19 protein-coding genes are annotated in these 18,039 nt (G+C 32.7%); 11 read left to right on the top strand and 8 right to left on the bottom strand.

The genetic code is table 11. The features are described 5' to 3' along the window. Positions 1-17: 17 nt before the first annotated feature. Positions 18-2,063 carry a M16 family metallopeptidase gene (locus tag AB671_RS03875; RefSeq protein WP_066677018.1) on the top strand — a complete coding sequence of 682 codons (2,046 nt, stop codon included), beginning with the start codon at positions 18-20 and terminating at the stop codon, positions 2,061-2,063. A 124-nt stretch (positions 2,064-2,187) separates the two neighbouring features. After that, on the top strand, positions 2,188-2,532 hold the full coding sequence (gene secG, locus AB671_RS03870) for a preprotein translocase subunit SecG (RefSeq protein ID WP_066677022.1): 345 nt from the start codon (positions 2,188-2,190) through the stop codon (positions 2,530-2,532). 52 nt (positions 2,533-2,584) lie between these two features. On the opposite strand, the gene AB671_RS03865 is transcribed toward secG, so the two are convergent. Both AB671_RS03865 and recR read right to left on the bottom strand, forming a co-directional pair. Continuing rightward, complete coding sequence (locus tag AB671_RS03865; protein WP_066677024.1) at positions 2,585-3,424, bottom strand: glycosyltransferase family 2 protein; 840 nt, start codon at positions 3,422-3,424, stop codon at positions 2,585-2,587. 1 nt (position 3,425) lies between these two features. After that, positions 3,426-4,037 carry a recombination mediator RecR gene (gene recR / locus AB671_RS03860; RefSeq protein WP_066677026.1) on the bottom strand — a complete coding sequence of 204 codons (612 nt, stop codon included), beginning with the start codon at positions 4,035-4,037 and terminating at the stop codon, positions 3,426-3,428. 179 nt (positions 4,038-4,216) lie between these two features. Here recR and AB671_RS03855 point away from each other — a divergent pair, with 179 nt between their 5' ends. The 8 genes from AB671_RS03855 to AB671_RS03820 all read left to right on the top strand — a co-directional run bounded on the left by AB671_RS03855 (position 4,217) and on the right by AB671_RS03820 (position 9,216). After that, positions 4,217-4,819, top strand: coding sequence for a hypothetical protein (locus AB671_RS03855; protein ID WP_066677028.1), 603 nt, complete (start codon positions 4,217-4,219; stop codon positions 4,817-4,819). A 29-nt stretch (positions 4,820-4,848) separates the two neighbouring features. Next, positions 4,849-5,316, top strand: a complete 468-nt coding sequence (locus AB671_RS03850) for a hypothetical protein (RefSeq protein ID WP_066677032.1) — start codon at positions 4,849-4,851, stop codon at positions 5,314-5,316. 48 nt (positions 5,317-5,364) lie between these two features. Then, the gene (locus tag AB671_RS03845; RefSeq protein WP_066677034.1) at positions 5,365-5,856 is read left to right on the top strand and encodes a hypothetical protein; all 492 of its coding nucleotides are present in this window, start codon (positions 5,365-5,367) and stop codon (positions 5,854-5,856) included. Positions 5,857-5,981: 125 nt separating this feature from the next. Beyond that, the gene (locus tag AB671_RS03840; RefSeq protein WP_066678075.1) at positions 5,982-7,427 is read left to right on the top strand and encodes an aminoacyl-histidine dipeptidase; all 1,446 of its coding nucleotides are present in this window, start codon (positions 5,982-5,984) and stop codon (positions 7,425-7,427) included. Positions 7,428-7,561: 134 nt separating this feature from the next. Further along, positions 7,562-7,795 carry a hypothetical protein gene (locus AB671_RS03835; protein ID WP_066678073.1) on the top strand — a complete coding sequence of 78 codons (234 nt, stop codon included), beginning with the start codon at positions 7,562-7,564 and terminating at the stop codon, positions 7,793-7,795. Further along, positions 7,779-8,078: a type II toxin-antitoxin system RelE/ParE family toxin gene (locus AB671_RS03830; RefSeq protein WP_066678072.1), complete on the top strand. Its 300-nt coding sequence runs from the start codon at positions 7,779-7,781 to the stop codon at positions 8,076-8,078. Before AB671_RS03835 ends, AB671_RS03830 begins: the two co-directional genes overlap by 17 nt. Positions 8,079-8,155: 77 nt before the next feature. Continuing rightward, a complete protein-coding gene (locus AB671_RS03825) occupies positions 8,156-8,620 on the top strand; it encodes a GNAT family N-acetyltransferase (protein ID WP_066678071.1) in 465 nt (154 codons plus the stop codon). Positions 8,621-8,634: 14 nt separating this feature from the next. Continuing rightward, positions 8,635-9,216 (top strand): TIGR00730 family Rossman fold protein, encoded by a 582-nt coding sequence (locus AB671_RS03820; RefSeq protein ID WP_185114086.1) that lies wholly within the window; start codon positions 8,635-8,637, stop codon positions 9,214-9,216. Positions 9,217-9,622: 406 nt separating this feature from the next. On the opposite strand, the gene AB671_RS03810 is transcribed toward AB671_RS03820, so the two are convergent. Both AB671_RS03810 and AB671_RS03805 read right to left on the bottom strand, forming a co-directional pair. Further along, entirely contained in the window at positions 9,623-9,952 is a 330-nt protein-coding gene (locus AB671_RS03810; RefSeq protein ID WP_066678068.1) for a 2Fe-2S iron-sulfur cluster-binding protein, read from the bottom strand. 78 nt (positions 9,953-10,030) lie between these two features. Beyond that, the gene (locus tag AB671_RS03805; protein ID WP_066678066.1) at positions 10,031-11,086 is read right to left on the bottom strand and encodes an NAD(P)/FAD-dependent oxidoreductase; all 1,056 of its coding nucleotides are present in this window, start codon (positions 11,084-11,086) and stop codon (positions 10,031-10,033) included. Positions 11,087-11,240: 154 nt separating this feature from the next. Here AB671_RS03805 and AB671_RS03800 point away from each other — a divergent pair, with 154 nt between their 5' ends. After that, a complete protein-coding gene (locus AB671_RS03800; protein WP_066678065.1) occupies positions 11,241-12,011 on the top strand; it encodes a DUF3108 domain-containing protein in 771 nt (256 codons plus the stop codon). 1,290 nt (positions 12,012-13,301) lie between these two features. On the opposite strand, the gene AB671_RS03795 is transcribed toward AB671_RS03800, so the two are convergent. The 4 genes from AB671_RS03795 to AB671_RS03780 all read right to left on the bottom strand — a co-directional run bounded on the left by AB671_RS03795 (position 13,302) and on the right by AB671_RS03780 (position 18,025). After that, positions 13,302-13,946: a response regulator transcription factor gene (locus AB671_RS03795; protein WP_066678064.1), complete on the bottom strand. Its 645-nt coding sequence runs from the start codon at positions 13,944-13,946 to the stop codon at positions 13,302-13,304. Continuing rightward, the gene (locus tag AB671_RS03790) at positions 13,943-15,682 is read right to left on the bottom strand and encodes an ATP-binding protein (RefSeq protein WP_066678078.1); all 1,740 of its coding nucleotides are present in this window, start codon (positions 15,680-15,682) and stop codon (positions 13,943-13,945) included. Before AB671_RS03790 ends, AB671_RS03795 begins: the two co-directional genes overlap by 4 nt. Positions 15,683-15,951: 269 nt before the next feature. Next, on the bottom strand, positions 15,952-16,962 hold the full coding sequence (gene pheS / locus AB671_RS03785) for a phenylalanine--tRNA ligase subunit alpha (protein WP_066678062.1): 1,011 nt from the start codon (positions 16,960-16,962) through the stop codon (positions 15,952-15,954). 412 nt (positions 16,963-17,374) lie between these two features. Beyond that, the gene (locus AB671_RS03780; protein WP_066678060.1) at positions 17,375-18,025 is read right to left on the bottom strand and encodes a YceI family protein; all 651 of its coding nucleotides are present in this window, start codon (positions 18,023-18,025) and stop codon (positions 17,375-17,377) included. Between the last annotated feature and the right edge of the window lie 14 nt (positions 18,026-18,039).

Here is an 18,039-nt window from a genome sequence, read left to right as displayed (position 1 = left end):
TTTTTAAATTTTTTACAATGAAAAAACAATTGACCTATATAGCCGTAGCATTTTTATTCTCAGGAATGCTTTCTGCACAAAAAATTGATATTAATGCAATGCCAAAGCCAGGACCAACTCCTACCATCAACATTGCGAAGCCAAAAACTTTTCAACTTAAAAACGGAATGATCGTAATGGTAGTTGAAAACAACAAATTACCAAGAGTAAACGTGAGTCTTTCTATGGACAGACAGCCTTATTTCGAGGGTGATGTAACCGGAGTAAGCGAAATCATGGCAGATCAGCTTGGTAACGGAACAACCACTTTAAGCAAAGATGCATTCAACAAGAGAGTAGACTTTTTGGGAGCTAACCTAAACTTCTCTTCTGCAGGAGCTTCATCAAACTCTCTTTCAAAATATTTCCCAGAGGTTTTAGGCTTAATGTCTGATGCAATAATCAATCCTAAATTTTCTGCTGACGAAATCACAAAATCTAAAGAAAGAGCTGTTGAAGGTTTAAAATCTTCAGAGAAAAGTGCAGATGCAATCGCATCAAGAGTTTCGAACGCATTAGCTTACGGAAAAAATACTTCAAGAGGAGAATTTGAAACAGAAGAATCTATTAACAAAATTCAGTTAGCGGACGTTCAAAATATTTACAAAAAATATTACGCTCCAGACAATGCTTACCTTGTAATTGTTGGTGATGTAAAATTTGACCAGGTAAAGCCAATGATTGAAAAAGCTTTCAACAACTGGAAAAAAGCTGATACAAAATTCCCAGCTTTAGAGCCGGCTTCAAATGTTGCTAAAACTGAGATCAATGTAGTAGACGTTCCTTCTGCAGTACAATCTGTAGTTTCTGTAGGAAATCTGAACACATTGAAAATGAAAGATGCCAACTACTTCCCTGCAACAATTGCCAACTACATTCTTGGTGGCGGTGGAGAAGCTAGACTTTTCATGAATCTTCGTGAGAAAAACGCATTCACTTATGGTGCCTACTCTAGCTTAACAGCCAGCAAATATTCACCTTCTTTCTCTGCTAAAGCTAGCGTAAGAAATGAAGTAACAGATAAAGCTGTAAAAGAATTCATGAACGAGTTGAATGCTATTTCTACAGTAAAACCTGAAGAATTGGCAAATGCTAAAGCTAAATTGAAAGGAAGCTTTATCATGGCATTAGAGCAGCCTGCAACGATTGCAAGATTTGCAGTTAACCAAAAAGTTCAGGACCTTCCGGCTGATTTTTACACTAACTATTTAAAATCTATTGATAAAGTAACTGCAGCTGACGTTTCTAACGCGGTAAAAGCAACTATTTTACCAAATCAAAGCAGAATTTTCATCGCTGGTAAAGCATCTGATATTTCTGAAGGGCTAGAAAAATTAGGTTATCCTGTAAAATATTTCGATGCTAATGCAAATCCTGTTGCAAAACCAACAGTTCAGAAAGTTGATGCAAGCGTAACTGTAGCTTCTGTTGTTGATAAGTACATTAATGCAATTGGCGGAAAAGCGAATTTAGCAAAAGTGAATTCTTACACAATGACTTCTTCAACTTTTATGCAAGGGCAAACCATCGATATAAAAACAACAAAAGCTCAAGGAGGAAAAGAACTTCAAGTAGTTTCTGCCGGTGGAATGACACTTCAAAAACAAGTTTTCGACGGTAAAACTGGTTATTCTGAGCAAATGGGACAAAAAGTTGAGATGACTAAAGAAGAAATCGCTGACAACTTGAAAAACACTGAGCTTTTCGAAGAACTAGGTTTTGCTAAATCTGCAGATTATAAATTGGCAGGAATTGAAAAAATCAACGGTGAAGATTCTTATGCAATCAAAGCTGGTGATAAAGCTTATTATTACAGTGTAAAAACTGGTCTTAAAACAGGTGAGACTGAAACAGTATCTGCACAAGGGCAAACTTTTACAGTTCCTACAACATTTGCAGATTACAAAGATGTTTCTGGTGTAAAAATGCCTTACACGATTACAGTTAATCAAATGGGTATGGATATGGTGATGAAAGTAAAATCATACGAAATAAACCAGGCTAAAGATTCTGACTTCAAATAAGAATTAATATATTTTAATGAAAACGGTAGCAATTGCTGCCGTTTTTTTATTTTTAGCACAAATCTTATTTTGCCGTTTGGTAAAAAAACATTAGATTTGCCCATTCAAAAAGATATTAAAATTAATGGATACTATATTTACACTATTAATGATTCTTATTATGATTGCCAGCGTTTTATTGGTAATCGTTGTTATGGCTCAAAACCCAAAAGGTGGCGGTCTTTCTAGTACTTTCGGAGGTGCATCTTCTACACAGTTTGGAGTACAGAGAACGAATGATTTTATGGAAAAATCAACTTGGACTTTAGGAGCGGTAATCATCGTTCTTATCTTGATAAGCGTTGTCGTGACTGGTAAACCTAAACAAGTAGCACCAGCTATTCCTCAAGCTCCAACTAAAGAAGCTCCGGCAGGAAAAGCTCCGGCTTCTGAGTCTTCAGCTCCGGTAAGTGTTCCGGCAAATAAATAAGAAATACTTTATTTAAGATAAAAATGAAAGCAACTCGATTGAGTTGCTTTTTTTATTTGAGTTTGATTTTTTCTATTTTATGCCTTAGCTTTAATCCTGCTTTCATAAATGAATATTGCAAGGGTTTACTTTCTCTGTAATACTTATCAATAAAAATCTGCATCGCTCCGTAAAATCTTTCAAGGTATACCTCATCTTTCACCGTACTTTCACCTTTATGATGAAGAATAGAAGCCTTTCCGTAATAGTAATTTTGATACCCATTATTCAACAACGTATAACAAATATCAATATCTTCACCATACATGAAATAGCTTTCGTCTAAACCTCCAATTTTTTCGTAAACCTCTTTTTTAACCAGGAAAAATGCTCCGGTGATTACTTCTACTTCTGCGACTCCATATTCATCAATATCGTTTCGATAATATGATTTTGAATTTTTCTTTTTAAAACTGGTAAATAATTTTTCGAAAGAATTCATCATATCCGGAACCGAACGCTTGCTTTCCGGAAGAAAATCTCCGTTGGCATCGTGCATTCTTACCCCAAGACAACCAAAATTAGTTTTAGAATCAGCAAAATCTAAAATTTCTTTTAAGTAAAAGCCTTCCAACTCTGTATCAGGATTTAAAATAAGTACATATTCTCCGATTGCTGTTTTTATCGCTTCATTATTGGCTTTGGCAAAACCTCCATTCTCTTCCGAAGCCATAAAATGTACTTTTGGAAATTCCGGAATGAGGTCGCCCCAAGAACTGTCTGTAGATTTGTTATCAATCACAATAACTTCATAATCGACTCCATCATTATATTTCTCAATAGAAATCAAACAGTTTCTTAACAGTTGAGTCACATTGTAATTAACGATAATGATTGAAAGTTTTTTTCTCATTTTAATCCTTTTCGTTATACGGAAGTCTGTTGGTAATCGATCTGCCTAAAGAAATTTCGTCTGCATATTCCAGTTCATCGCCTACTGAAATTCCTCTTGCTATAGTTGAAAACTGAACACCCGAATTTTTGAATTTTTTGTAAATATAATAAGCGGTTGTATCGCCTTCCATAGTTGCACTTAGAGCAAAGATAAATTCTTTTGCCAAGCCTTGCTGTAGCTTCTTTTCAATACTTGGAATATTCAATTGATGAGGCCCCACTCCTTCCATTGGAGAAATTTTCCCACCCAAAATAAGGTATTTCCCTCTGTATTTTCCGGTATTTTCAATAGCGATAACATCTCGTACATCTTCCACAATACAAATCAACTCGTTACTACGTTTGTCGTTGCTACAGATTTCACAAATATCAAAATCTGAAAAATTGTGGCATTCTTTGCAGTATTTAATTTCATTCACTAAATTAATGATTGAAGTTCCCAAACTTGTCGCTCTGGAATTAGGTTGTCTAAGTAAATGAAGAGCAAGGCGCAAAGCGGTTTTCTTCCCAATACCCGGAAGTCCGGAAATCTCTTCAACTGCTTTTGCCAATACTTTACTTGGGTAATCCATAGTACAAAAATAAGAATTAAACTTGTAAAACATCCCTAATCAATATGCATTTGCAACGATAACTTTGAAGAGTAAAATTTCTGTAATAGCCTCAGCCTGCAGAAATAGTTACTTATCACTCATAAATCTTAAAAAACCATTATCTTTGGTCATCAAAATATTAAACAGAAATAAACTAAATGGTACTCAACAACCTCAACTATCCGCTGGATCTTAAATTTAAGATCACAACTTTAGCCAGCGATTTCAACATTACAGACCGACACGGAAATTATGTCGCTTACGTTCGTCAGAAAATGTTTAAACTAAAAGAAGACGTTATCGTTTTCAACGACGAAAGCAAAACCAAAGAACTGTTCAGAATTCAAGCTAATCAGTGGATTGATTTTAATGCATCTTACTCTATCAAAGATACGATTGGAAAAAACTTTGGAAGACTTGCCAGAAAAGGAATGCGCTCTATCTGGAAATCATCTTACAATGTTTTAGACGAAGCTGACCAGCAAAAATTTACAATTACAGAAGATAATGCTTGGGTGAAATTTTTCGACGGAATGGTTGGTGAGATCCCAATTGTCGGAATGTTTACCGGATATTTCCTTAACCCGTCTTACACCGTAAAAGGAATAGATGGAAAAGAATATTTTAAGCTAAAAAAGATGCCTTCATTTTTTGGCAGAAGATTTCAATTAGACCGATTAATCGATATTGATGATGAAGATGAAAGTTTGGTTGTCTTATCATTTTTGATGATGGTTTTACTTGAAAGAGCAAGAGGATAATTTCACATTAATTATTTATCCCTAAATTGATGAAAATTTCATTTGATCTTGATGATACAATTATTTCTACAAATAAGTTTTCTTTAGAAAAAGAATCATTTTGGTCAAAAATTATTGGAGCTGAAAGAATTCGATTGGGAACAATTAAATTATTTAAAGAATTAAGAACCCAAGATTATCAAATTTATGTTTATACAACTTCATATAGAAGTAAAGTAAAAATTAAATTAATGTTTTTATGTTATGGAATTCCCGTTGATTTTGTAATCAATCAGTATTTGCATGAGAAGAGAGTTAGAAAAAACGGAAAAAATGTTTCAAAATTCCCTCCAGAATTTGACATTGATATTCATATTGATGACTCTTTTGGTGTAGAGATGGAAGGAAAAAAGTTTGGTTTTAAAACTATAATAGTTTCAGCTAACAATGAAAACTGGGTTAATGAAATTTTAGAAAAAATTGATATAGTTACCACAAGCAAAAGCAGAATGGTATAATTATTAGTTTAGTTTAAGATTCAAAAACGAAAATTTAAAAAATTAAAAATGAAATATTTTATCATTCTCTTTTCAGCCTTAACTTTGGTTGCCTGTAAAAAGGAAAAAGAAACCGTTCCAAATTCAAAGCCATCAGATTCTCTGAATATTGTTCAGGATTCGGCAAAAACAGATCCTACACCTGAGAAAGTTTTAGTTGATGTATTTCCTTTCCCGAAAGAAATCAAAGAATGCTCTTGCTATTTTGCAAAAAACAAAGCAGATTTTGAAAATGAACAATACATTTACGCTGATGATGCCGGAAAAACGGCTTACATGAAACTCGACGGAAAAAGAATTGCTATGAATTTAATTTCTTCAAGCGATATGGAAGCTGGCGAAGAGCTAACCAAGGAAATTGAAAATGAGAATTATAAAATCTCTGTAAAAGGTAAAAAAATAAAACACGAAGAAGCTTTGCTTTTTGAAGGTACTTTAACCATTGAAAAACCAGACGGAAGCAAAACGACCATTCCTATTTATGGTGAATGTGGCTGTTAAAAGCAATTAGCAATTAGCAATTAGCAATTAGCAATTAGCAATTAGCAATTAGCAATTAGCAAAAATATTGCTCCTGAATTTCGGGAGCATTTTTTATTTCGTAATTTTGATAAAAATAAATTTTTATGGAACTATCCAATATAGAACCGCAGATTATCTGGAAAAATTTTTCCAAATTAAATGCTGTTCCGAGACCGTCAAAAAAAGAAGAAAAAATAATTGCTTTCATCAAAGAATTTGGTGAAAATTTAGGACTGGAAACTACAGTAGATGAAGTAGGAAATGTGATTATTAAAAAACCGGCTACTTCGGGAATGGAAAACCGTAAATCGATTGTTATGCAGTCTCATTTAGACATGGTTTGCCAAAAAAACAATGACGTAAATTTCGATTTTGAAACTCAAGGAATCCAGATGGAAGTTGACGGAGACTGGGTAAAAGCCAAAGGCACCACTTTAGGGGCAGATAATGGTTTAGGAGTTGCCACGATTATGTCGATTCTAGAAAGTTCAGACATTCCACATCCTGATTTGGAAGCTCTTTTCACGATTGATGAAGAAACAGGAATGACCGGAGCTTTAGGTTTAAAACCTGGACAATTAACCGGACAAATCCTTTTAAATTTAGATACAGAAGAAGATGACGAAATCGATATCGGATGTGCAGGTGGAATTGACGTTACTGTAACCCAAAACTACGCAACAGAAGTTTCTAACGGACAAATCGTAAGAATTGAAGTAAAAGGTTTACAGGGTGGTCATTCAGGAATGGATATCCACAAAGGTTTTGGAAATGCCAATATCATTATGGGCAGAATTCTTTACAAAGCTTTGGAAAATCAAAACGTACAATTAATTTCAATTGATGGCGGAAGTTTGAGAAATGCAATCCCAAGAGAATCTGTAGCTTTAATTTCTGTGAGAAATTCTGGTGAATTTATTGAAAATGTAACCAACGGAATTAAAAAAGAAATTTTAGAAGAGTTTGCTTCTGTTGAAGCTCATCTTCAAATTAATATTGAAAATTCTACAAGTTCAGAAAAAGCGCTTTCTGTAGAAGATTCAAAGAAAATTATTTTAGTTTTAAAATCTCTTCATAACGGAGTTTACAGAATGAGCCCTGATGTACAGGATTTGGTAGAATCATCAAACAATGTGGCAAGAGTAGAATTAAAAGAAGGTGGTCTGAAAATTTTAAACCTTTCAAGATCATCTGTTGATTCGTCTAAAGATTCGGTGGCTGAACAATTGAAATCGGTATCAGAATTAGCTGGAATGAACGTTGAATTCAGCGGTTCTTATCCAGGGTGGAAGCCAAAACCAGGTTCTGAAATTGTACAAGTTTTAGAAAAAATATACACTGAAAAATTTGCAGAAAAACCTCACGTTGTTGCTTGTCATGCAGGTTTAGAGTGCGGAATTATCGGTGCTAATTACCCAGAAATGGAAATGGTAAGTTACGGACCAACCATCAGAGGAGCTCACTCTCCTGATGAGAAGGCAAATATCTCTTCAACTCAGAAATTCTGGAGTTTCACGAAAGATATTTTAGCGAATATTCCATTGAAATAAGAATGTAATTTTTATATTGAAAATATCCAAAGTCGAATGATTTTGGATATTTTCGTTTCTTTTCTTCACAGATTTGAAGTTTTAGAATTAAAATTTAATTTAAAAATCATAAATTTGAATAAGAAATATGAATTATGAACTCACAAATTCTAAACGAAAAGCTTGAACTAATTCAATGGTTATCAACCTTGGAAGATACTTCTATTATAAAAAAGCTAACTCAGTTCAGAAAAGAAGAGACAAAAGATTGGTGGAATTCTATTTCAGATGAAGAGAAAAAATCAATTGAAAAAGGAATAGCAGAAGCTGATGAAAATGATGTAAAACTGCATTCTGAAGCGAGAAAGCTCTATGAAAAGTGGTTATAATATTTCGTGGACTCCAAATGCATTGAGCGAGTTGGAGGAAACAATTGAATATCTTCAAAAAAACTTTTCAGATAAAGAAATCTCAAAACTTGCCCATAAAATCGAAAGTTTTTCGGAAATCATTTCTCAGAATCCATATATTTTTCCAAAGTCTGAACAGACAAACATTCACAAAGCGATTATTCTTACTTTTAATACTGTATATTATCGTATTAAGGACAACAATGTAGAAATCTTATCATTTTTCTCTAATAGACAGTTTCCTGTTAAAAGAAAAATTTAAACTCAAAATTTATTGATTAATAGTTTTCAGTTTATTTATCAATAATTTTCCTACATAATAAAATTTAAAATACACAAATGAAAATCACAAACACTTATCAACTCAGCCAAGAACAAAAAGAACAGATTCTGCAATTGTGGAATAATGAATATCCTGAAAAACTAGCTTATAAAAATATCGATGAATTTGAAAACTATCTTGAAAAGCTCAATGAGGTCAATCATTTTCTTTTATTGAATGATGATGAGAAAATTCAGGGTTGGGCAATTATATTTGAAAGAGATAATGAAACGTGGTTTGCGATTATTCTTTCAGAAAACCTTCATGGTAAAGGTTGGGGTACAAAAGTTTTAAACGAACTGAAACGACATAAAAATGAACTGAACGGTTGGGTTATCGACAATAGCAATGATAAAAAGCTTAACGGTAATTTTTATAAATCTCCATTAGAATTTTATTTAAAAAATGAATTTGAGATTTTATCTGATGTAAGACTTGAATTAGAGATCATGTCTGCCGTAAAAATAAAATGGACAAAATAATTAATAATATAACAATGAAAAGTATTACTGTATTTTGCGGATCAAGTTTTGGTTCGGACGAAATATATAAAGAACAGGCAACTTTATTAGGACAAACTTTAGCAAAAGAAAATATCCAACTTATTTATGGAGGCGCCAATGTAGGATTGATGGGAGCTGTAGCAGACGGAGTTTTGGAGAAAGGCGGAAAAGCAATTGGAGTTCTGCCCCACTTTCTGCAATCAAAAGAAATTGCACACAACAATCTTACGGAGCTTATTTTGGTAGAAACCATGCACGAAAGAAAAACCAAAATGAATGAACTTTCCGATGGTGTGATTGTTCTTCCAGGTGGCTATGGTACGTTGGAAGAATTTTTCGAAATGATTACCTGGGCACAACTTGGGCTTCATAAAAAACCAATTGCTATTCTGAATATCAACGGATTTTATGATGATCTAATTAAACTCGTTCAGACAATGGTTGATAAAGGATTTTTAAAACAAATCAATCAGGAAATGCTTTTGGTGAGTGATTCTATTGATGAGCTTTTAGAAAAAATGAAAAATTATCAGGCTCCGGCGGTTGGGAAATGGATTTCAAAAGAGGAAGTTTAAAGATACGTATTGAGACTCAAATTTAAGTTTAGGAACCTCATCCGATACGTCCTAAATTTATTCAGATAGGTTAAATATAATTTGCAACCCGTTATTTAGATGTTTCGATACGTCATACAATCCAAACCGATAGGTTCTTTACTGCTTCCTTGAGGTCATTCATTGCAGTGTTTGGGTCAATTATCCCAATTGATACGTTGCACAACCTATCGGGATGAGTCTTTAGGAGGTTGGGATATTTAAAAGACCTATCCGAGTCCTTAATATATACCGTCACATATATCATTAACTTGTTCGAAGCTTTATACAACCTCTTTGAACCTTCGAATAACATATTTCTACAAAAAAAATACCCCTCGAATCTGGTTCGAAGGGTATTTTTATATATTTTAATATTCTTAAAATATTAAGGATAAGGCGCAATTGCCACAGCCAGACCTTCCATTGAAGGCACCATATGTAATTGGCAACCCAATCGGCTATTGCTTTCTACATGATAAGCTTCTGCCAACATTGCGTCTTCCTCATCGCCCATCGGCTCAAGTCCCGGATCTTCCAGTACATAAACCTGACACGAAGCGCACATTGCCATCCCGCCACAAACTCCGATGGTGCCTTCTTCTGCTAATTCATAAGCACGGATGATTTCCATCAGGTTCATCGACATATCTGTAGGAGCAGCAATATCATGCGTAACACCTTCTCTATCGGTAATTTTAATATTTATATCGCTCATCTTTCGTTAATGGTTAATGGTTGATGGTTGATGGCTTTTGTTTTACTAACAACTAATAACCAACAACTAACAACGAGATTAATCTATTTTCTTTACAACAGCTTTTTCAGCTTCTTTACGGCTTCCGTCGAAACCATCTACTCCACTTACGGTTGTATATTTTAAAACGAATTTTTTACCAGGATTTAATCTGTTATAAACACTCTGACACATCAAAGTCGCCTCGTGGAAACCACAAAGAATCAACTTTAATTTTCCAGGATAGGTATTGATATCACCAATTGCATAAATCCCGTCTATATTGGTTTGATAATCTAATGCGTTGTTTACAACGATAGCATTTTTTTCAATATTTAAACCCCAGTTTCCAATCTCACCCAATTTTGGAGTCAATCCGAATAATGGAATAAAATAATCTGTTTCAATATCGTAAGGATCTTGTCCGTCAATCGCTACGGTAATTGCTTCAACTTTTCCGTCACCTTTTACTCCCGTTACTTCCGCAGGAGTAATTAATTTAATTTTTCCTTGATTTTTTAGATCTTGTACTTTTTCTACAGAATCTAAAGCCCCACGGAATTCGTTTCTTCTGTGAATCAAAGTCACTTCACTTGCCACATTAGACAAGAAAACGCTCCAGTCTAAGGCAGAATCTCCACCTCCGGCAATAACTACTTTTTTATTTCTGAAATGTTCTGGTTCTTTTACGAAATATTCCAAACCTTTTTCTTCATAGTCTGCCAAGTTTTCAAAAGTAGGTTTTCTAGGCTCAAAAGTTCCCAAACCTCCTGCAATAGCAATAGCTTTACATCTGTGAACGGTACCTTTATTAGTTACAACTTCAAACCATTCGTCATCAACTTTTGTATAAGAAACTGCAGTTTCTCCTAAAGTGAATCCTGGTTGAAACTGTTTGATTTGCTCCATTAAATTATCTACCAATTCACCTGCATTTACAGACGGATACCCCGGAATATCGAAAATCGGTTTTTTAGGATACAATTCTGCCAACTGGCCTCCCGGTTGAGGAAGTGCGTCGATGATGTGACATTTCATTTTTAAAAGACCTGCTTCAAACACAGCAAAAAGCCCCGTTGGTCCTGCTCCAATAATCAATATATCTGTAGTGATCATAATATGATGATAATTTAATATTTAATAGCAGCAAATTTACTAATTTTAATGCGAAGCATATTTAATTATACTCAAATAAAAAACTGAGATTTATCAAAAAGACGCAAGAAGCTGATAATTAAAAAATTGGCAGCGTTTTTGTAAACTGTAAATTATGAAGAAGATACTTACTATCATTACTTTATTCGCTTTTTTTCTGGGCTACTCTCAATTGGCTAATGTAGCAGATGGAGAGTCGATTAGTCTAAGAATACATTACGGATTTCTAAATGCCGGAACAGCGAACCTTACAACCAAGAAAGTTAATTATAAAGGAGTTCCACATTTATACGTAAAAGGAACAGGGCAAACGACGGGCGCCGTGAAAGCTTTTTTTAAAGTTGAAGATTTATATGAAAGCTACATTAATATCGGGACAGAATTGCCTAGCTTTTATGTAAGAAATGTAAAAGAAGGCAGCTATACACAGCATTTTCAGACCGTTTTTAATCACGATAATCAAACATTGATCTTAACCGATAAAAAAAATCCGGCAAATGGTTCTAAATTAATTAAATCGGCAAAAGACGTGCAAGATATGCTCTCTTGTTTTTATTATCTAAGAAGTAAAACACCTGCAGAACTAAAAGTAGGAACCGTTATTAACATGAATGTATGGATCGATGATGAAATGTTTCCTTTTCAGCTTAAAGTAACGGGAACAGAAAATTTAAAAACAAAATTCGGAACGATTAGTGCTTTAAAGATCATTCCTTCTGTGAAAAGCGGCAGAGTCTTTAAAGAAAAAGAAGGTGTTACAATGTGGGTAAGCAACGACTACAATCACATTCCTTTATTACTGAAAGCTGAATTGGCAGTTGGTTCTTTAAAAGCAAGTATTGATGATTACAAGAATGTGAAATTCCCTCTAAAGTTTACTAAATAAAACGCTATTAAATATAAGCTCATAGTTTTAAGTTGACCTATCTTTTTACACGAATGCACAAATAGTATTAAAGAAAATATTTGTGCATTTGTGTATCAATAGTTTATAAATTTTCAGAAGATAATAACAAAATGTACTCATAGCTCCTACTTTTTAGACCAATAAAAAAGCCTCAGAAATTTCTCTCGAGGCTTACCAACCTAAATTAACATACTTGTGGAACTATTTTCCCAGGTATTATTATGAAAAATTTTCCCGGTACCAATAACACAGTTTTCCAACTCTGTTATTAGTACTTAGGGCTATATCATTTGTGTTTATGTGTTATAATAAATTTGTGTTTATTTTTAGCATCTTTTCGCAGAGCTTTTCAGCTCTGCAATAAGACACATATATTTTCATCATTTGTATTTTTGAAATTAACCTCAAATTTTAAATCTATCTTTCTTTAAATATTTTCAAAATACTGAGCTTTTTTCGTTTATCATTTGTACTGTAAAAGTAGGAAGATTTAGAAATGTTTTCCGCATACTTGTTGTAGATGTATTTCTATGCCTGCATAGATATTTATCTACAAAAACATTGCGCTGTTTATGAACAGCTATTGCAATTATTTCCAATAGACCCACAACTGGATTAGAAGATTTTTAAAAAGAAATTATTGATGATCATAAAAATACAAAGCGCTTCATTTAGCTGTGCAAAAAAAGCCTCCGGAAAAATCCGAAGGCTTACCAACCTAAATTAACATGCTTTGAAATCATTTCTAGGGATTATTACCATGAAAAACGTTATCCCTAAAATACATATTAAAAAAACTATTTTTAAATCTGTGATTATGCTCACAGTTTTCATCATTTGTATTTAATAAATATATTTATTGATTGTAAGGCATCGTTTACAGAGCTTTTCAGCTCTGCAATGATGACACTTAGGTTAATCAATTTGTGTTTATATGTTATACTGATTTGGTTTTACTTTTTAGTATCCAGTTGCAGAGCTTTTTTCAGCTCCGCAATCAGACACTTAATTTTTTTTCATCATGTGTGTTTTTAAATCAGCTTCAATATTTTAATTTATTATTATTTGAATATTTTCAAAATTCTGAACTGACTTTTAGATTAATGACCTTAAAAAAACTTTTTGATAAATTCTTTTTTCGTTCATCTTTCATACTGTAAAAATAGCAAGATACAGAGGTATCTTGCTAATATTTGTTGTAGATGTATTTCGATGCTGTTGTAGATATTTATCTACAAAAATAGATTAGGAAAATAAATAAGAATAAAACTAATGGTAGTTTTTGATTAAGTCTGCTAAATCAACTACATTTTCGATATGTAGTTTATCAAAAATCCGTTTCTTAATGGTACTGATTGTATTCTGCTTTACATTAAGATTATTGGCAATTTCGAGATTCCCGTAACCTTTTGCGTACAGCTCGGCAATCTCCAGCTCTCTTTCAGTAAGTTTTTGTAAAGGATTGATGCTGCTTCGATTTTGCAAAGAATCAATTAAAATATCCTGAGTAATAGAGGAGATATACTTTCCGGTTTGATGAATTTTGAGAATCGCTTCTTTTATTTCACTTTCTTCACTCAGTTTACTTAGGAAGCCGTTGGCTCCGGCATTAATATATTTAATAGACTGTGTACTTTCGTCTACTCCAGAAAACACCAGAATTTTAATATCTGGCTTAAGACTTCTGATATCAGAAATTATATTCAGACTGTTTCCATCTGGAAAAATAGCGTCTATTACTACAATTTCTATTTGTCGCATTCCTACAGCTTCTAAAACTTTCTGAAGCGTTGATGCATGAAAAATCTCGCCTTCAAAACCAATTTCTTCGATAAGAAATTCTACGCCCTGCCTTATGAGGCTATGATCATCTGCAAGTAAAAAATTAATGGTTTTAGTTTTTAAATTATTCATTTATTGACATTCAAATTAATAGTGAAACTTACTGTTGTTCCTATATTTTGTTCGCTATCTACCGAGATATTTCCAGAATACAACTCTACAATTTCTTTACATAAACTCAATCCTAAACCTGCACCCAGGTTTTCTACATCTTCAGATAAAACACCTTGGTAATAAGGTTCAAATATTTTCTCGAGATCAGATTTTGAAATTCCCACTCCCGTATCACTTATTATGGTTGTTAAAGCAACAGTATTTTCATCGATAGATTCTGCTTTGGTAATTACCTTGATTTCTCCGTTCTCAGTAAATTTGTTTGCATTGGCAAGTATATTCATGAAAACCTGATTGATCTTTGTATTATCAGAATACACCTCAATTTTCGGGTCTATATTTTCTTCAACAAGAAACTTATTATTTCTTGTTTCAATATAAGGTTCTATCGAATTTAAGATAGAAGTTATTTCATTTTTAAGATTAAAAATCACCGGTATTAACTGGTTTTCTACATGTTGATTTTTGGTATATTCTAAAATCTGATTGGCCTGCATCAATAAGGTATTATTGGTAAAACTGATCGACTTTAAGTATTCTTTAATGCTATCATCATTCGTTTTTTTATTGATCTTTCTGATGAAAATTCCAATAATCTTCAAGGGTGAACGCAGTTCATGACTCAACATTCCCAAAATTCTGTTTTTAAAATTAAGGTTCTCATTAATCTGCTTGTTGGCAGCATTGAGTTGATTTTCATATATAAATGCGATTCTTGTAAGATACATTATTAATATAGACACAATAAACATCAAAACCATTGCTCCCAAAATCAGATTTGTTCTAATCTTATTGTTTTCAGAATTTCGCAGAGCATATTCTTTTTCAAGATCAGCCTTAGAATCTTTGATCGCAAAATCGTAAATATTCATCACCCCATTACTGTAAATAAGAAGTTTATTAAATATGGTATAAAATTTACTGTTGTTATTTTGTTTTCCGATTACCTGTACCTGCATTTTCTTTATTTCTCCGGTATAATAATTTTGAACAAGATTCATTACACTGTCTACATCAGCTTTTATAGCAGTTGCTTCCGGAATCTTTCCTTGTTTCACGGTAATAATTGTACTCTCTTTACGTACGTTCTCTTTCCCGGATATTGCATCTCCCAAACGTCCGAAAAGACCTTTTTTCTTAACCGTATCAGCAATTGTTTTTGTTTCTACGTGAAAATCATATTTATCCAAATTATAATTGCTCTCATACTTTTTCAGCGAAGGTAAAGGAGTGGGAGCTTTGAAATTTGATTGGGTAGAATATTGATAAGTAGAATCAACCAAAAGCTTCAGGTTTTTACTGCCTAAAGAGTCTTTTTTTTGAAATGATAATATATTTTTTAATTTAGGAAATTTAGCCTCATAGCTATTAATGTTGTCTAAATTTGCGCCTAATTTATCTAAAGATGCGAAATAAGAATCCAAATACTTTTTGTCAGCATTTACAAGATATTGCTGAAGAGAATTTTGAGCGTTTAAAAGCTCTTTTCTGGAGTTATCTGTTAAGTTTTCAAGAGAATTTACTTCTTTTAATTGATTTTCAATGAATGCTAAATTCTTTCTATTGATAAATTCGTTATAAAAAAAGCCTGCAATGATAAGCTGTATCAATAAAATACAAAAGATAAGAGAGTAATGAACGATTTTTCTGAATCTAAAATTTAACGATTTAGGTTGGTTATCTGTTGACTTCATATACATGTATTTAAAGCTTTTTGCGATCAGTATCAGATTTGAACTCTTAGTTACAGACTGCAAAAACATTCTGGTATATTATCATTTGTTTAGAATGATATATTTTGTAAATCGGAAAAAATCCTATCACAACACTTATACTTTATTCTCTGAATTCTATAAAAAAATGTATTTTTTTCTTAAAAAAGATTCGTCTTTAAGTGATTTATAAAGTTAATAAAAAATCCCGTGAAAATTCACAGGATTAAAAATTATTTATGTTAAATTAATTACAATGTTTTAAACTGTTCTAAAGTTCTTATATCATTTTCAAAGAACATTCTGATGTCGCTCATTTGGTAAAGAAGCATTGTAATTCTCTCAATACCCATTCCAAAAGCGTATCCTGAATACTTCTCAGAATCAATATTTACATTTTTCAAAACAGCAGGATCTACCATTCCGCAACCCATAATTTCTAGCCAGCCTGTTCCTTTGGTAATTCTATAATCGGTTTCAGAATTTAATCCCCAATATACATCAATCTCAGCACTTGGCTCTGTGAATGGGAAAAATGAAGGTCTCATTCTGATTTTAGACTTTCCAAAAAGCTCAGTAGTAAAAAACTGAATCGTCTGCTTTAAATCTGCGAAACTTACATTTTCATCAATATACAAACCTTCAATCTGATGGAAAATACAATGCGAACGTGAAGAAATAGCCTCATTTCTGAAAACTCTTCCTGGAGACAAAATTCTGATAGGCGGCTCATTTTCCTCCATATAACGAATCTGTACCGAAGAAGTATGTGTTCTTAATAAAATATCCGGATTCTGCTCGATGAAGAAAGTATCTTGCATATCTCTGGCAGGATGATATTCCGGAAGATTCAGCGCAGTAAAATTGTGCCAGTCATCTTCAATTTCCGGTCCGTCTGCAACGGCAAAACCAATGGATTTAAAAATCTCAATAATTCTGTTTTTCACTAAATTAATTGGATGTCTAGATCCTAAATCTAAAGGAAAAGCAGGTTTTGTAAGATCTTCTTTTTCTAAAATAATAGAAGAAGCAGAAGCATTTTTTAAATCTTCTAGCTTTACATTAACCGCTTGCTTCAGAGTATTGATTTTTTGTCCGAATTCTTTCTTCTGGTCATTTGGAACTTCTTTAAATTTTTCAAAAAAATCATTCAGAACTCCTTTTTTTCCATTATACTTAATTCGGAAGTTTTCTATTTCCTCTTTACTTGTCGTATTGAAGCCATTAACCTCAACAAGCAATTCTTCTATCTTTTCAATCATTGTTTTACCCTTTCAAAAAAATGTATTTGCAAAAATACGATTTTCAGTTTAAAAAACCTTTTCAATTTATCATAAAATAATCTGTCTCATGAGAAACAGATTATATAATTGCTATTTAAAGCTGATTTGATTTAATCTAAAAACGCTGTTGCAGCTATACTTATTAAAATTGTAAAAATATTAATTCCCAAAACAAGATTATATTCTTTATTTTTTTTCAAGACTTTAACAAGACTAAAAAAAAAATGCAAAAACTACAAAGACTAAAGATGGAATTGTAAATAGTTCTCCAAAAATCTGGATAATTTGGTTGCTATAGGAGATAAAATAAAGAATCTGAAGACTTAGTAAAAAAATCATGCAAGCTATACTGATTATTAAAACGGCCTTACTCATCATTGCTTTATTTAAATTATTTTTTTTCTAAAGCTTTCACTCTAATCTGAAGTGTCACTTCATTTTTAATGACTCCGTTTGCAGCAGGAGATTGAAATTTCACTCCAAAATCTTCCCGCATAACGTCTTTAGGTTCAGTTGCAATACTTACCTCTGCTCCATTTACTGCAACATTTGCTTTAAACTGCACAGGTTTTGTAATTCCTTTTATCGTTAAATTACCATCTAAAATGGTATTGTAATCGCCTTCTGAAGACGAGCTCACTTTTGTAATTTCGAAAGAAGATGTTGGAAATTTTTCAACCTCAAAAAAGTCAGCACTTTTCAGATGAGTATTCAGCTTTCCTAACTGTTCTGCATCATTTTTTAAATCTTCAGAGCTTAGAGACTCCATATTTGCAACAAACTTTCCGCTTTCCAGCTCTCCGTCTTTTACTGTAACATCACCACTTTCGAATTTAATGGTTCCAAAATGGCTTGTATTTTCAGATTTAAAAACCTTATATCCTTTCCATTCTACATTACTGTTTAAAGTATCCAAAACAAATCGGCTTCCGTCTTTCGTTGTTGTGACCTCATTGGTATCACTTGTTACCGGTTTTTCTTTAGAACAAGAAACAATAGTGAACAAAGCGGGAATAGCGAGAGAAAATAATATTCTTTTCATTTTGATATAATTTA

The sequence above is a fragment of the Chryseobacterium sp. BGARF1 genome (assembly GCF_001677955.1).
GTDB lineage: Bacteria > Bacteroidota > Bacteroidia > Flavobacteriales > Weeksellaceae > Chryseobacterium.
This window is presented reverse-complemented; position numbering and strand designations above follow the sequence as displayed.